The sequence below is a fragment of the Methanobrevibacter curvatus genome, from assembly GCF_001639295.1.
Taxonomy (GTDB): Archaea; Methanobacteriota; Methanobacteria; order Methanobacteriales; family Methanobacteriaceae; genus Methanoflexus; species Methanoflexus curvatus.
Map to the genome: position 1 here is coordinate 1 of NZ_LWMV01000155.1, position 16,019 is coordinate 16,019.

20 protein-coding genes are annotated in these 16,019 nt (G+C 26.0%); 2 read left to right on the forward strand and 18 right to left on the reverse strand.

Annotation, left to right across the window (positions count from 1 at the left end):
• Positions 1-272: 272 nt before the first annotated feature.
• Positions 273-743: a HEAT repeat domain-containing protein gene (locus tag MBCUR_RS03740; protein ID WP_067090347.1), complete on the reverse strand. Its 471-nt coding sequence runs from the start codon at positions 741-743 to the stop codon at positions 273-275.
• A gap of 377 nt (positions 744-1,120) precedes the next feature.
• Between MBCUR_RS03740 and aksF the strand changes: the two genes are divergently transcribed.
• The gene (gene aksF, locus MBCUR_RS03745; protein WP_067090349.1) at positions 1,121-2,116 is read left to right on the forward strand and encodes a homoisocitrate dehydrogenase; all 996 of its coding nucleotides are present in this window, start codon (positions 1,121-1,123) and stop codon (positions 2,114-2,116) included.
• A gap of 173 nt (positions 2,117-2,289) precedes the next feature.
• On the opposite strand, the gene argB is transcribed toward aksF, so the two are convergent.
• Positions 2,290-3,171, reverse strand: a complete 882-nt coding sequence (argB, locus tag MBCUR_RS03750; RefSeq protein WP_067090352.1) for an acetylglutamate kinase — start codon at positions 3,169-3,171, stop codon at positions 2,290-2,292.
• A 274-nt stretch (positions 3,172-3,445) separates the two neighbouring features.
• On the opposite strand from argB, the gene MBCUR_RS03755 reads away from it, so the two are divergent.
• Entirely contained in the window at positions 3,446-3,796 is a 351-nt protein-coding gene (locus MBCUR_RS03755) for a hypothetical protein (RefSeq protein WP_067090356.1), read from the forward strand.
• 272 nt (positions 3,797-4,068) lie between these two features.
• Here the strand turns inward: MBCUR_RS03755 and MBCUR_RS03760 are convergent, their stop codons facing one another.
• From MBCUR_RS03760 to thrC, 16 genes are all read right to left on the reverse strand, one after another.
• Entirely contained in the window at positions 4,069-4,218 is a 150-nt protein-coding gene (locus tag MBCUR_RS03760) for a 30S ribosomal protein S27ae (RefSeq protein WP_067090358.1), read from the reverse strand.
• 2 nt (positions 4,219-4,220) lie between these two features.
• Positions 4,221-4,637, reverse strand: coding sequence for a 30S ribosomal protein S24e (locus tag MBCUR_RS10795; RefSeq protein ID WP_067090361.1), 417 nt, complete (start codon positions 4,635-4,637; stop codon positions 4,221-4,223).
• 400 nt (positions 4,638-5,037) lie between these two features.
• Positions 5,038-5,538, reverse strand: a complete 501-nt coding sequence (locus MBCUR_RS03770; protein WP_067090365.1) for a GTP-dependent dephospho-CoA kinase family protein — start codon at positions 5,536-5,538, stop codon at positions 5,038-5,040.
• 169 nt (positions 5,539-5,707) lie between these two features.
• A complete protein-coding gene (gene spt4 / locus MBCUR_RS03775; RefSeq protein WP_067090367.1) occupies positions 5,708-5,890 on the reverse strand; it encodes a transcription elongation factor subunit Spt4 in 183 nt (60 codons plus the stop codon).
• 166 nt (positions 5,891-6,056) lie between these two features.
• Positions 6,057-6,617, reverse strand: coding sequence for a DNA-directed RNA polymerase (locus MBCUR_RS03780; RefSeq protein WP_067090370.1), 561 nt, complete (start codon positions 6,615-6,617; stop codon positions 6,057-6,059).
• Between the two features lie 71 nt (positions 6,618-6,688).
• Positions 6,689-7,213, reverse strand: coding sequence for an inorganic diphosphatase (locus MBCUR_RS03785; protein WP_067090373.1), 525 nt, complete (start codon positions 7,211-7,213; stop codon positions 6,689-6,691).
• 130 nt (positions 7,214-7,343) lie between these two features.
• On the reverse strand, positions 7,344-7,700 hold the full coding sequence (locus MBCUR_RS03790; protein WP_067090376.1) for a type II toxin-antitoxin system VapC family toxin: 357 nt from the start codon (positions 7,698-7,700) through the stop codon (positions 7,344-7,346).
• Positions 7,701-7,944: 244 nt separating this feature from the next.
• Positions 7,945-9,165 (reverse strand): translation initiation factor IF-2 subunit gamma, encoded by a 1,221-nt coding sequence (locus tag MBCUR_RS03795; protein WP_067090379.1) that lies wholly within the window; start codon positions 9,163-9,165, stop codon positions 7,945-7,947.
• Positions 9,166-9,481: 316 nt separating this feature from the next.
• Positions 9,482-9,889: a 30S ribosomal protein S6e gene (locus MBCUR_RS03800; protein ID WP_067090381.1), complete on the reverse strand. Its 408-nt coding sequence runs from the start codon at positions 9,887-9,889 to the stop codon at positions 9,482-9,484.
• A gap of 127 nt (positions 9,890-10,016) precedes the next feature.
• Positions 10,017-11,807, reverse strand: a complete 1,791-nt coding sequence (gene infB / locus MBCUR_RS03805) for a translation initiation factor IF-2 (protein ID WP_067090384.1) — start codon at positions 11,805-11,807, stop codon at positions 10,017-10,019.
• A 219-nt stretch (positions 11,808-12,026) separates the two neighbouring features.
• Positions 12,027-12,479, reverse strand: coding sequence for a nucleoside-diphosphate kinase (gene ndk / locus MBCUR_RS03810; protein ID WP_067090387.1), 453 nt, complete (start codon positions 12,477-12,479; stop codon positions 12,027-12,029).
• Positions 12,476-12,637, reverse strand: a complete 162-nt coding sequence (locus MBCUR_RS03815; protein ID WP_067090390.1) for a 50S ribosomal protein L24e — start codon at positions 12,635-12,637, stop codon at positions 12,476-12,478. The genes ndk and MBCUR_RS03815 overlap by 4 nt, the downstream gene beginning before the upstream one ends.
• Positions 12,638-12,659: 22 nt before the next feature.
• Positions 12,660-12,866 (reverse strand): 30S ribosomal protein S28e, encoded by a 207-nt coding sequence (locus tag MBCUR_RS03820; protein ID WP_067090393.1) that lies wholly within the window; start codon positions 12,864-12,866, stop codon positions 12,660-12,662.
• A gap of 331 nt (positions 12,867-13,197) precedes the next feature.
• Positions 13,198-13,569, reverse strand: coding sequence for a 50S ribosomal protein L7Ae (gene rpl7ae / locus MBCUR_RS03825; RefSeq protein WP_067090396.1), 372 nt, complete (start codon positions 13,567-13,569; stop codon positions 13,198-13,200).
• A 601-nt stretch (positions 13,570-14,170) separates the two neighbouring features.
• A complete protein-coding gene (locus MBCUR_RS03830; protein ID WP_067090400.1) occupies positions 14,171-14,368 on the reverse strand; it encodes a histone family protein in 198 nt (65 codons plus the stop codon).
• Positions 14,369-14,665: 297 nt separating this feature from the next.
• Positions 14,666-15,856 (reverse strand): threonine synthase, encoded by a 1,191-nt coding sequence (thrC, locus tag MBCUR_RS03835; RefSeq protein WP_067090403.1) that lies wholly within the window; start codon positions 15,854-15,856, stop codon positions 14,666-14,668.
• Between the last annotated feature and the right edge of the window lie 163 nt (positions 15,857-16,019).

Consider the following 16,019-nt stretch of genomic DNA (forward strand, 5'->3'; position numbering starts at 1 on the left):
AATGAAAAATTTTCAAAAAAATAGTTAAAATATATTTATAATTAAAAAATTTTTAAAAAAAATAAAAAAAAATGAAAAAAATTTAATTAAAAAAATGAAGAAAATAAGGAAAATTTAAAAAAAATAAAATATCTGAAATAAAAGATAAACTGAATAAAAAACTAAATTAAAAATCTAAATAAAAATAAATAAAACTAAAATAAATAAAATTAAAATAAATAAAATTAAAATAAAGTTAAAGTAAAATTAAAAAAAAATTATAAAAAATAGAACTATTCTCCATTTATTTTATCAATAGAGTATTTGGCTCCTCTTTTAACAAAACCACTTTCATCATCTAATAATTTTGTAAGTGGGTCAACGACGTTATCATCACCTAAACTTCCTAAAGCCCAAGCAGCTGCTCCTCTTACCTTCCAATCATCATCGTCCAAAACAGCAATTAATGGTTTAACAGCAGAAGATCCCATTTTAGTCAAAGCAGTTGAAGATTCTCTCCTAACAAATTTATTTAAATCACCTAATGCAGAAATTAATGCAGGAATAGCTTTATCATCACCAATAAAACCTAAGATATTTGCTGCTCCAATTTTAATATCTTTATTAGGATTATTTTTTAATGCATCAATCAATGGTTCAACAGCTTCATCTGATCTACTTTCAAGTAACACTTTTGTTTCTTCTACAAGAAATTCATCTTCATTTTTTAAACATTCTATTAATTCTGCAATAGTTTTTACCATAAATAACACTTCCAAGAAAAATTTGATTAATATTAATTTAATTTATAGATATCACTATGTATTTATAATAATCAATTTAGTATTAATTAAATATTAATTGATTAAATCTTAATTGATTAAATTAAATTAATTTATATATTTCATATATTTTAACTATATATTTGTTCTGGTAGTTTAAATAATTTTCTCCAAAACAAAACGAACAAAAAAAATCAAAAAACTAAAATTAAATAAAAAAATACTTATAAAATAATATTAAAATTTAAAATAATATTAAAATAATTTAAAATAGTTATATAAAAAATTAAAAAAGTAAAGGTTTTATAAACTGTTAAAGGAACATTGCAAAAAATTTTATAAATCTCTTAGGAAAAAAAATGTACAATATTACCACAATAGCTGGAGATGGAATAGGAAAAGAAGTTATTAATGCGGGAATAGCTATTTTAGACCATTTAGACTTAAATATTAATTACATTGAAGCAGAAGCAGGTTTAGAAACATTTGAAAAAACTGGGACAACTATACCTGAGGAGACTGTAAAAAGTGCTAAAAAATCTGATGCAACATTATTTGGTGCAATCACAAGTGTGGCTGGGGAAAAAAGCCCAATATTACGCCTTAGAAAATCATTAGACTTATATTGTAATTTAAGACCTGTAAAATCATTTAATGGTACAAAATCAATAAAACCCAATATTGACTTTTTAATCATTAGAGAAAATACAGAAGGACTTTATTGCCAAGTGGAATCATTATATGAAAATGAAGCCATTGCACAAAGGCAAATAACAAGAAAGGCAAGTGAAAGAATTTCAAAATTCGGATTTGAAATAGCTAAAAAATATAATAAAAAAAGTGTAAGCTGTATACATAAAGCAAATGTCTTAAAACTTACAGATGGATTATTTAAAGAATCTTTTTATAAAATAGCTAAAAATTATCCAGATATTAATGCAAATGACTATTATGTAGATGCAATGGCTATGTTTTTAGTTACAAAACCTAAAGAATTTGATGTAATAGTCACCACAAATTTATTTGGAGATATTTTATCAGATGAAGCTGCAGGATTAGTAGGTGGACTTGGTTTACTTCCTTCTGGAAATATTGGAGATAAAAATGGATTATTTGAACCAGTTCATGGTTCTGCACCAGATATTGCTGGAAAAAATATCTCAAATCCAGTAGCTACAATATTATCAATAGCAATGATGCTAGATTTTTTAAAAGAAGAATATGTTGCAAATAAAATACAAATAGCTGTTGAAAATGTTTTAAAACATGGAAAAATACAAACACCAGACTTAGGTGGAACTAACAAAACCAATGAAATGACTACAGAAATTATTAAAGAATTAGATAATCTATAAATCAAAAAAATAGAGCCATATATACAACACAAACGAAAAAAATAAAAAAAATAAAAATAAATGAAAAAAGTAAAAAAATAAAAAAAATAAAAATAAATGAAAAAAGTAAAAAAATAAAAAAAATAGGAGTAAATAAAAAAAATAAAAAAGTAAAAAAAAGATAAATATTAAAATTATTTAACAATCATTGTTCCAATTCCTTGGTTAGTAAAAATTTCAATCAAAAGAGAGTGTTCAACTCTACCATCAATGATATGTGCAGATTTAACCCCACCTTCAATGGCTTTGGCACAATTTTCTATTTTTGGAATCATCCCTCCAGTAATAATCCCATCATCAATTAAGCTAGGAATTTCACTGATTTTTATCCGTTTTATTAATGAATCTGGATCATTTGGATCTTTTAAAACACCTGAAACATCAGTAAGGATAATTAATTTTTCAGCATTAATTTTAGCTCCTAACTCTCCTGCAACGGTGTCAGCATTAAGATTTAAAGTATCTCCATTTGAATCAATGCCTAAAGGAGAAATAACAGGAATATAATTATTAGATGTTAGCATTTCAATTAATTCTGTGTTAATAGATTTGATTTCACCAACTAAGCCTAAATCTACTTCTTTTTCCTCACCTGTTTCATCGTCAGTAACTTTGTGAGGTGGTTTTTTATATGCTTGAACTAAATTACTGTCTTTACCTGAAATTCCAACGGCTTTTGCACCATGTAAACCTAATTTAGAAACTATGTTTGTATTAATATTACCAATTAAAACCATTTTAACAATTTCCATAGTCTCTTCATCAGTAATACGTAAACCTTTGAAAAATTTAGGTTTTTTACCTAATAATTCCATATGTCGAGAAATATCTGGTCCCCCACCATGAACAACAACAGGTTCCATACCAACATAATTTAACAAAGCAGTATCACGAGCTGTAGATGATGTAGATTCTTCATCTATCATTGCATGACCACCATATTTAATCATGATCTTCTTTTTGTGAAATTGTTCGATATAAGGTAATGCCTCAACCAAGATTTTAACTTCTTTCATAAAAAAACACTTATATAAATTTTAACTTTAAAAAATTTAATCTAAATTAATTTCCCTAAAATAATTTCATTTAAAACATATAATAATATATATCTAATTACATATAAATATAAATGGTAATAAATATAATAACTTAATATTTAATAATGTTATAATAAATATATATTTAATAAAGTCCAAAAATAAGAAATTTAATATATTTGTAAATTTCCTATAATCTCTATAATAAATATTTTATAAATATACTAAAATAAATAAATCCTATGGTGAAATCATGAATAAAAAAATACTTTATATTATTTTAGCTATTGTTATTATCATAATAGCAGGACTTACAGTTATTCATTTCAACAATATAGCAGAAAAAGAAAGGTTAAATTCTCCTGGAGAAGTAAATGGAACAGTCATAAATATTACTAATTTAGGTTATAACAAAAAATACAATGGAACAGTGTATGAAATTGAAACAGACCACTACAAAAACTTCTATACTACAAAGGATCTTTTAAAAAATGTTGAAACTATTGAAGTAGGTAAATCATATGTTTTCGAAATCCAAAAAATGAAAGAAATTTATGAAACTGGTGGAAAGCCAATAATTATTGGAATAACAGAAAGTAAATGAACAAATAATTAATTATTATTATTATTATTATTATTTAATTTATTAATTATTCAATTAATTTTTTTAAAATTTATTAGAATTTGTTTACTGAGAAGATTATAAAAAATAAGGATAAAAAATTAAAAATATAAATAGCTTTAAATAAATGATTAATAAAATTTAATAAAAAAATAAATGATAAAAAAACTCAAAAATAAGTAAAAAAAGAATTAGAAATGAAAAAAGAATAAAAATAGTAAAAAATAATTAAAAATTAATAAGAATACAATTAATCATTTTTTAATTTCTGTGTAACCACATTTGCCACAGGCATATCTGTCACCATGGTCAGCCATAAAGACACCATTACCACAACGAGGACAGATTTTGTTTTTTCTTGTGATTTTATCTCCATCAACTTTATAAAGATTTGATATTTTCATACTTAATCATCCCCATCTTTAGATTCTTCTTCTATAGCTTCAGTTTCAACAGGCTCTTCTTGCTCCGCATCATCACTTGAGAATTCTTCTGTAGTATCTTCAACTACTTCTTCCTCTTTTTTTTCTTCAACAGGAGGTTCTTCACCTTTATTTTTTTCTATAACATGTTCAGTTTCAATATCATTTAATGCTTCGACTGAGTCGTAGATTTTAGCATATCCTGCAGCTTTTGCTTCACCAAAATTAGGTTGAAGAATGTCTACAACTAATAAATCTTTTTTAGAATTTAATAATGAAACTAATTTACTTTTAACTGATAATATGGTAGGTGTAGCTTCACCAGTATATATACTATCAAATTTGATTTCTTTTCGTTTTAATACTTTATTTTCTTTTTCTTCAATAATTTGAATATCCATAATTAAGCTCCTTAAACTTAATACATTTTTAAAATTAGAAAATAAATTTTCTAAAAATTATCTAAATTTAAAATTAAAAAACCTTGACCAAAAAATATTAAAAAAATATTGCTAAAGCAAATAATGAAATAAACAAGTCATTAAAATAAATTAACCTCATGTATTGCTATCAATGCAAAAAATCTATTAACATTTTTATATTGAATTATTTTATAGTCTTCTTAATATAAGTTTATAATCTTTTTAATATAATTCTATTAAATATTCATTAAATTATTCAATATAAGTTTAAATGATTGAATATAGACAATATAAAGCTTGTAACAATATACATATGAGTGTAAATTAATTTAGAAAAATCCATTAAAGAATTTATTCCATTTTAATTTATTCCATTGACCTATTCCGTTTTTTCCATCATTTTTAAGAATTTTTTGGCATTATTTTTATTTTCTTTAGTATCTACAAGAACCAAACCTTCATTTGGCTGCCCATACAATACTATGGAATTATCTGGAGCCATTATCATAACAGGGAGTACAGCAAGATCTTCTTCACCATCTACTATTATCAATTGTTTATCATTTTCAACCGATAACTTAATAGCCTTGTCTACTGTTTCCCATAAGACTTTTTTAATGGTTCCAGGAGGATTTTTAATTTTAAAAATATTATCTGTGAAAGTGAAGTTTTTATCATGAGATTCTCTTTGAATATGGTTATCCACAATTGCTAAATCAGGAATTAAACCATTTTCAATAAGATTCAATGTAGTAACATCACCAACACTAAAAATAAAATTGAATGATTTAATCTTAGGAATTGCATCTCTAAAATCAGGATACAACTCTCCAACAGGAGATTTTAATAAATGTCTTAACTTTTTTGTTAAAATATACATATAAAACCTAAATTAAATTTTAAATTAAAAAATAAACATAACGGAATATAAATTAAATATAACTTAAATATAAATTAAATATAATTTAAATGTAATTAGATATAAATTAAATATAAAAAATTAATTAATAAAAATAAACAATAATTAAAAAGAGATTTGCAAAGAAAATTTATCTAACTCTTAAAGCAAATTCTCCTGGTAATTCTATTCCTAACTCTTTAGAAACATCTGAATTTTCAGGGTCAATGATAATTAAAAATCCACTCCAGTTATCTGAAGTAGGATTATGACAAACAGAACATCTTTCTTTAAAACTTATTCTTTTGCATGAAACACAAGCTTTTTGACTCATTTTAAACCCCCGTAATATAACTTAAGAAAATGAAATAAATAAAATTATAAAATAAATAAAAATATGAAATAAATAAAAAATGAAATTAGTAAAAATATGAAATAAAATAACATAGAATAATATAATAACTATATAATGCCATATAATAAATATTATTTATTTTTTCTTATTTCTTCTTATTTTTATTTTTAGCTTCTTCTATCCATTCTAATCTACCTAAGCCATTTTGTCTCATTGTAAGACCGATTTTAGCTTCTTTAGTAGAGTCACCTTTTAATGACACAGCAACAATTCTTGCTTTAACGAGATTACCTTCTTCAAGAGACTTTTTAGATTCTTTACCAAGAAGAGCCCCTCTTTTAGCATCATAATTGATATAATCATCAGTTACTTGAGAAACATGAACTAAACCATCCATAGGTCCAATCCTTATAAATGCTCCAAAATCTGCTATTTCCATAACCTCACCATAAATGATTTCATGAAGTTCTGGTTTGAAAAAAATCGCACTAAAAATAACTTTATGATATGATGCACCATCACCCATAATAATATTTCCATCACCAATATCCAATATTTCGCTTACATTGACCAATAAACCTAATGATTTATCAAAAGCACCATTGTACTTTTCATTTAATTGCTCAATAGCCACATCTTCAAGAGGATCTTCAAAGCTATATGGTGGAATCCTAACTGTATCTTCTATTTGAGATAAATAATACAAACAAATCACTCTTTAATTTTTTACCTATAATTAAATAAAATAATCTTAAATTTAAAAAAATGAAAAGTAACTTAATACTTTTCTTTATACAATTCAATAGAACGAATAGCTTCTTTTTTAGCAAATTCTGATCCTTCCCACCCTGAAATTTCGGTTTTTTTACCTTCTAAATTTTTGTAAGTTTTAAAAAACTCAGCTATTTCATCTAATGTGTGGCTAGGAATATCTGAAATATCATTAACATCTTTATATTTTGGATCATCAACAGGAACAGCTAAAATTTTGAAATCCTTATCTCCACCGTCAATCATTTTCATAATACCAATAGGTCTTGATTCAATTACACAACCAGGGAATGTTGGTTGATCTATTAAAACCATTATATCCATTGGATCTCCGTCATCATAAGTTGTTCTTGGAATAAATCCATAATCAACAGGATAAACTACAGATGAATGTAAAACACGGTCCAATGCAAAAGCTGCAATGTCTTTTTCATATTCATATTTATTTTTAGACCCTTTAGGAATTTCAACAATTGTTGTTAAACTTTCAGGTACATCATTACCAGGTTCTAAATCTTTCCATAAATTCATAACATCACCAATTTTTAAAATGAAAAATTTGTTCAGTAAAAATATAAATAATATAATTTAATAATTTGAAAATTAATTTAAACCGTTTATTTTAAATAAATTTTAATCTAAACCATTTATTTTAAATAAATTATTTAATAAATCCATCTACATCTAAATATTTCTTTTGCCTGAGATAAATTACAGACACATTATTATTTCTTGCCTTATTTCTTAAATTTTTATCATTTGTGGCTAAAATTTTAGATATTCTAATAAGAGCATCATCAACAGCTTCATTTTCTTCCAAATAACCATTTATCTTATTAACTTTATTAGATTTAGCTATTTTTAAAGCTAAAGACGCATTTACCCTATTTTTACCTTTAAGATTATTTTTCAAACCAACTAACTCATCAATAACAAAATTAGGAGTGGAAAGATTATATCTTGGAAAGGCTTTTTCCAGTTCATCAATAATATCAATTTTAAACTGAAAGGGAATCATGAAAAATTTGTATCAATGATAATCTCATCTTTGGGCATAATAAACACTAAGTTAAATAATAAAAATTTAAATAAAAGTTTAATAAAAGCATTGCTAAAAATAAATAAAAATATGATTAAAATAAATAAAAGCATAATTAATAAATAGAATTATAATTAAAATAAATAAAATTATAAATTAAAATAAATTATACAATAATTAATAGAGGGTTAATAATTTTTAGTGTAAGCTTAAAAATTAAATGTTATTGGATAATTCCATACCCAATTAGCCTCCATCTTGCTCCTACTCGCCTACTTAAAGCTACTCTATCACCTACATCTGCACAGACAGGCAATTTTAGAGAAGCAGTCACGGTTTTTTTAACTTCAGTTATGACTCCAATTGTAGTTGTGGTTCCACAATTAATCATTAAAGGTTCTTTTAATTTAATAGGAACAACATCAGTTTCATCTTTTACACCAACAACACGTTCTAAAAGATGTGGTTTCATGTTAATATTATGTAAAACATCAGGAAGTGTACCAGGTTTTCCTGCCACAGACCCAGACAATGAATCTGCTTTAGTAAGAGATGGATCCAATTTTGTAGCAATACCAATAAGCCCACCAGGACCAACTTCTTCGACTTCCTTTCCACCAGCATTTAATCCAATAATTTCAGAAGTTAAAGATACCCAATCATTTTTATCTTTTTTATTAATAATTCCAGGCTTTATTTCAATTTTATCCCCTATTTTAAGGGTTCCTTCAACAAGACTACCACCGATAACTCCCCCTTGAAGCTTATCTGGACCAGAACCTGGTTTGTTAATATCAAAAGACCTAGCAACATACATTTTTGAAGGTTTATTAGCATCTCTTTCTGGAGTTTTAATAAGTTTTTCAATGGATTCAATTAAAACATCAATATTAGCTCCCTGTTGAGCAGAAACAGGAATTATTGGGGCATTTTCAGCATTGGTTCCTTTAACAAATTCTTTAATTTCATTATAACTTTTAATGGCTCTTTCTTTAGAAACAATATCAATTTTATTTTGAACTATAATTATATCTTTAACACCTATAACATCTAAAGCCATTAAATGCTCTTTAGTTTGTGGTTGAGGACAATATTCATTAGCAGCTATCACTAAAACTGCCCCATCCATTATAGCTGCACCAGAAAGCATAGTAGCCATTAAAGTTTCGTGTCCAGGTGCATCAACAAAGGATATTTTTCTAAGGACTTCAGTTTTAGCACCACAATGTGGACATTCCTCTAAAGTTGTATATGCCAATGGCTCAACACATTCTGGACATTTTCTAAAAACTATATCCGCATACCCTAAACGTATGGAAATTCCCCTTTTAGTCTCTTCACTATGAGTATCTGTCCAAACTCCAGATAATGCTTTAGTAAGAGTAGTTTTACCATGATCAACATGCCCAACTAGTCCAATGTTAACATCCGCTTGTATTTTCAAGTATTCACCTGCTTATTAAAAATTGTTAAGATTAAAAATTAAAAAAATTTAAATAAAAAACTTCAATAAATATTTATATATTAATACTATTATTAAACATCATATTTAAAATATTATATAATTAAATCAATATGATAAAAAATTAATTATATAATTAAATTAATACAATAAAAAATTAAATCAAAATAAATGGATTTAAAAATAAATGGATTTAGGATAATAAATATATGCATTAATTAAATTATATTTAATTATTTAAGCATTTTAAAAATATTGAATAAAATTAATATTAAAAATAATTAAACATTTACTTTTCTTAAGTTTCCCCTTCAACATCTTCTTCTACTTCTGGCTCAGGGTTTAATATTTCTTTAAGGGTTTTACTACCTGCAGCATCAACAATTGTATTAATTTGAACAATATCATCAGAAACTGTATTGCCCCTTAAAGTTTTTCTTCTTTTAACACCATCTGCTTTAGGTTTGTAACCAAGTCCACCAGTAAGTAAACTTTTGATTCTTCTTGGACCATCAATATCTTTTTTCATTGGAAAACCATTTTTATCACTACCACCAGTGATTTTTAATGTGTATCCTCCTAAACCTACTAAAGTACCATCAAAGGTATCACCAATGGCTAATCCAAGGAATTGTCTATTTACAGAATCATCAGATTCGATTTGGTAACTAGTTTCTTTATCTGAAACAACAACTTTAAATACCATAATAATCCTCCTTTATTCATCCTAAGTTAAAATATGATTAAAATTTTAATAATTATATAAATTAGCATTAAATAATAATTAATTAAATAAAAATTAATTAAATAAAAATTAACTAAAACAACACCAATTAATCTTCAAAAAGACCTAATTCTCCCCATTCAGGGTTGGTTTTTCGATTTATATCACGAATTTTATACAATGTTTCAAATTCGTCTTCGGATAATTTATTTTTAAATTCTTTTTCTAAAATTTTAAAATGCTTTTCAGGAATATTAATATATATTGTATCTCCTTCTTCAAAGCTTTTTCCAGCAATAGCTTCTTTCATTGCCATTGCAACTTTTTGACCTTTACTTATTGATGGCAAATTATCTCCTTTATCCTGCATACTTTCAACAGAACCAATAGGAATCCCTTCTTGATTCATAATAGGATATCCTTGCTTAACAGTGCCACTTAAAACTTCGATACCAGAAATAGCTGGTTTACTTTGCCTAAAAATGAGCTTAGGTATTATTCTAAATTTAGCAGGCTTAATAATCTTATCCATCCAGAGAGCTTTTTGTTTTTCTTCATTTTCCTTTATCCAATCTTCATAATCTTCAGTAATTTGATAAATCACATCACCTTGGAAAAGTTTTATTTCAGAAGAATTTAAATCTTCTTCAGCTTTAGAATGAACCTTAACATTAAAAGCAATTATTACACCATACTTAGATTCTTCATTTGCAACAATAGATGCATTGATAATATCTTTTCTAGTAACATCACCAATATCAGCAGATTTTATTGGAATATCTAAATCTTTTAACAAATTTACAACAGCTTCAAGAGATCCTAATGTATCGGCTTTAACTAAAACTCCAATATCATCAGTATCAATTGCAATCTCCTCTAATTCATTCAAAATTTCTTCTTCTGAATTTTCTCCTTCTTTAAACACTCTAATAGGAGATCCAGAAATAACATTTTCAAGGTTTGGAGCAACAATTTTTACACCAGCAGCAGCTACAACTTCATCAATTTTTTGAAAATTGGATTTAGACTCTCTGATTTCCTCTAAAGGGTTTGGTTTTAAAATAGAACGGACTTTAGTTTTTAAAATATTATTTTTTTCCATTAAAAGAATTTCATCATCCTTTTTAAGGATTCCATCATAAATAATGGTGTCAATTGTAACACCTAATCCAATTTCTTCTTTAATTTCTAAAACACTCCCCTTTGCAGGAGCAGACTCTTCAATTTGAAGCTGTTCTGTAAGATATTCTTGAGCCAATCCTAAAAGCATTGCTATAAGTTCAATTATTCCTTCCCCACTTTGGGCACTAATTGGAATAATAGACACTTGAGATCCAAAATTTTCAACTCTATCAAATCGTTCACTTTGAAAACCTTCTTTATGCAAAACTCCTACGATTTCATAAATAAGGTTTTCTAAATTTTGCTTTGTACTTTGAGCTTGAGTATTAAATGATTTTAAAAAAGATTCACCTTTAGTTGATTCCCAACCAAAAATCTTATCGATTTTATTAGCTGCAACAATAAAAGGAGTTTTATACATCTTTAATATATTTAATGCCTCAAAAGTTTGAGGTTTGAATCCTTCGTTAATATCCAAAATTAAAATGGCTAAATCTGCTAAAGATCCTCCACGTTTTCTCAAACTTGTAAAAGCTGCATGACCAGGAGTATCTATAAAAAACAATCCTGGAATGGTTTCAATAATTGAAAGCTTTTTTATGAAATCTCCACAGATAGCATTGATAGTAGCAATAGGAATTTCAGTTGCCCCAATATGTTGAGTAATACCTCCAGCTTCCTTATCTGCAATACCACTACCCCTTATATAATCTAATAGTGTGGTTTTTCCATGGTCTACATGACCTAAAACAGAAACAATCGGTGAACGAATCTTCATATTTTCAGCTATTGATTTAATTTGAATTAACAAATTTAGATAGATAAAATTAAGACATTGCTAAATTTTAGATTAATTATAGAATATAAACTAAAATCATACAGAAATAAATAAAAAATAAATAAAAAATAATTAAAAAACAACTAATAATTAAAAAATAACTAATAATAAATTAAAAGATAATTAAAAATTAAAAGATGATTAAGATTAATTAAACATTTATTCATATATCCATAAGTTATCGCTAATATCATAGTCAATAACTTCATTTTCCTTGAAAAATAAAGTTATCTCTCTTTTAGCAGATTCCAGTGAATCAGATGCATGAATTATATTTCTACCCATATCCATAGCAAAATCTCCACGAATAGTTCCTAAATCTGCTTCTTTAGGGTTAGTTGCACCAACAATTTTCCTAATTACAGAAATTACATCATCACCTTTAATAACCAATGCAAGTGATGGGGCAGAAGTTATATATTCAATTAAGCTATTGAAAAATGGTTTATCTTTATGTTCACCATAGTGTTCTTCTGCTAAGTTTTTAGAAATTTGTAAAAGTTTAACTGCAACAATTTGAAGACCTTTTTCTTCAAAACGTGCTAAAATTTTACCAACAAGTCTTCTTGAAACAGCATCAGGTTTCAGCATGACAAAGCTTTTTTCACTCATTCTTTAACCCACTTAACTTTTCTTGGAGCCCTTCCAAGCTTAATCATGTTCTTTTCACATTTACTACTACAGAAGAAGTATATTGAACCATCTTTTTTCACATACATCTTTCCAGTTCCTTCTTCTATTTCTTTTTTACAGAATGAACATACTCTCATGTTCTACACCTTTGAATATTAATTAAGGAGTCCTAATTTCTTTAGCTTCCCTAATGGTATCTAATAACATTAAAATATCTCCTTTCCTAACAGGACCCATGATATTTCTTGTTAAAATTCTACCTTTATCTCTTCCATCGAGGATTCTGCATTTTACTTGCATTACCTCTCCAGTCATTCCAGTTCTTTTTAAAACCTCAATGATTTCCGCTGGAGTCCCTTCTTCCATTATGATCACCAAAAATTAGTTTATAGCTATTTATTTTGTCATTTTAATTAAGCCAATGAACATTAATAAAATAAATGAATAATATAATTAAGTATTAATAAATAATAACTTTTAAAATAGAATAATTAACTTATTAGAAGAATAATTAAACATTAAAAAAACGATTAAATATTAAAAGAGCGATTAAATATTAAAATAATAATTGAATATTAAAATAACATAATTGCAAATAAAAACTTAAAATTCAAAATAATCCATTGAACAAATAATGATTAAAAATAAGTTATTAAAATAAAAAATAGCTATTTAATGAACTTAATTTATAAGTTCTTTAGTTTTTAAGTTCTTCAACTTTTTCAACTACTTCTGCAACTAATTGTTCAGCATCACCAGCTTCAACAATAGCAGCTGATGCAGTGCCTACTTTTAATCCAGCAGCTCCGCCAACAGCATCTTTAGTTGGAAGATATACATAAGGAATTTCTTTTTCCTCAGCAAGAACAGGTAAGTGAGCAACAATTTCAGCAGGATCAACATCTTCAGCGATTAATACTAATGCTGCATCCCCTCTTTCTATGAATTTAGTTACCTCATTAGTTCCTTTTGCTACTTTTCCAGTATTTCTTGCGATTTCTAAAGCTTCTTCTGCTTGGTTAGCGATTTCTTCAGGTACATCGAATTTAACATATATTGCATTTGCCATATTATTTACCTCCTTTTTCATCTGGCCTTTTGCCATCCATCGGCAAATATTATAACTGCAGCTTAAAAAAATAAGATTAATAGATTATTATAATATACTATAAATAGTAATATAATTATAAATAGCTTGATATAAATAGCTTCATAATCTTTAGTTTAAACACTAAAAACTATATTCAGCTCAAATATTCTTTATAAATAGCTTGATTATAATTTCATTTTTATAAAAAAACATTATAAATCCAACATAATGTCTATTAATAAAGTATCTGCTGTTATAATATGATTTATAGGGTTTTATAAAGCATATAAAAAAATATTTATCATTTAAACCATATAAACTAAAATTAATCTTAATTTCCTATAAAAATAGATAAAATACCCTTAAAAGAGAAAAAATATTTTAAATTTAAAGATATTTATAAAAATAGAAAATTAGACAATATTAAATATATAAGCTGTAGTTTATAAATGTTTCGAAAAAAAATCAAAATTATAAAATAAAAAAAGTATAACTATAAAAAAAGTATAAAAATAAAAAACGAGTATTAAAATATAAAATACAAATTAATACTCAAAAAAAATAAAATAAAAATAAGAAGTTAAATTACAGATTTAATATCTTCAGGTTTAACAGTTTTTCTTTTGTTGGAGTTAGCTTCTGCAATAGATTTTTTAGCTAATTCTAATGCATATTCTTCGACAGCTTCAGCATAAGTAGTTTTAGCATCACCTGAAATTTTTGCTTCTCCAGCTTTTTTAAATATTCTTTGTAATGGAGCATTTGGTAATTCACTCATTATTTCACCTCTAATTATATGTGATTAAAATTTAATATTTATAAATTTAAAGTATTAATATACTTATCTAAATATAAAATAAATAGAGCATAATCATAATTAATAGTTAATAAGATAATTAAATACTTAAATTTATTCTACTTATGATTATCTAAAAGTTTTTATATATAAAGATTATGCTTTTAGTTATGTTCACAATATCTAAAAAATATAACTGGGTAAAAAAAATAAAAGAACTATAAAATACTTAAAGAATAAAAAGATAAAAAGAATAAAAAAATACTAAAAAATAAAAGATTATTTTTGGATGTATGCTTTTAATTCATCATAGCTTGCACCAATTTTAGTTGGTTCTTTAGATGCTTTAATAGCTGTATCTGGATCTTTTAAAAGATGACCAGTAACTACACATACTATATTTTCACCTTTTTCAATTGTTCCATCTTCCACAAGCTTTTTTAAACCAGCTATTGATGCTGCTGAAGCAGGTTCAACACCAATTCCCTCTGTACGTGCTAATAATTTTTGAGCATTAAGAATCTCATCGTCACTAACTGTCTCAGAATAGCCATTTGAATCATAAATAGCATTTAATGCCTTAGTATAACTTACAGGATCTCCAATTCTAATGGCTGTTGCAATAGTTTCAGGGTTTTCAACAGGCGTTATTGATTTAGATTTTTTTCTAAATGCATGGGTAATAGGTGCAGAACCTTCTGCTTGTATACCAGTCATCATTGGTTTGTTTTCTACATAACCTGCATTGTAAAATTCTTTGATTCCTTTCCAAATAGCTGAGATATTTCCTGCATTTCCAACAGGCAAAATTATTCTATCTGGTGATTGCCATCCTAAATCCTCAAGAATTTCAAAACCAATTGTTTTTTGACCTTCCAACCTAAAAGGATTAATAGAATTTAGAAGATATAAATATTTTTCACGAGCCAACTTTGTGATCATTTCAAGAGCTTCATCAAAATTTCCATCAACAGATAAAACCTCAGCACCATGAAACATTGCCTGAGCCAATTTACCAAGTGCCACATTTCCAGCAGGCAGTAAAACAATTGATTTCAATCCTCCACGAGCAGCATATGCAGCAAGAGAAGCTGAAGTATTACCAGTAGATGCACATCCAACAGCATCAACACCAAGCATAATGGCTTTTGTCATACCGACACTCATTCCCCTATCTTTAAAACTACCAGTAGGGTTTGAACCTTCAACTTTTACATGTAAGTTTATTCCAAGTTCTTTTCCTAATTTATCGCATTTACAAAAAGGAGTGGCTCCTTCTTGAAGGGTGACAATCTTATTTTCATCTACAGGAATAAATTCTTTGTATTTCCACATAGTATTTTTTCTAGATGAAAAAACTTCCTTTTTAACATCTACATTAATAACGGCTTCTAAAATAGATCCACATTCACATCTATATACTATATCATTATCGTTATAAACTTGTCCACAAGATACACATCTAATCATAAAACCACTAATTTAAAGATACTTATCTTAATTAATAAAATTTAAGTAAATATTATATGAATTTTTATATATGAATTTTATAGAAAATAATAGGATAAATAATAAATTTTTTTAATAAAAAAATTATAATACATTAAACAATTCATTTAAATATATTCATATG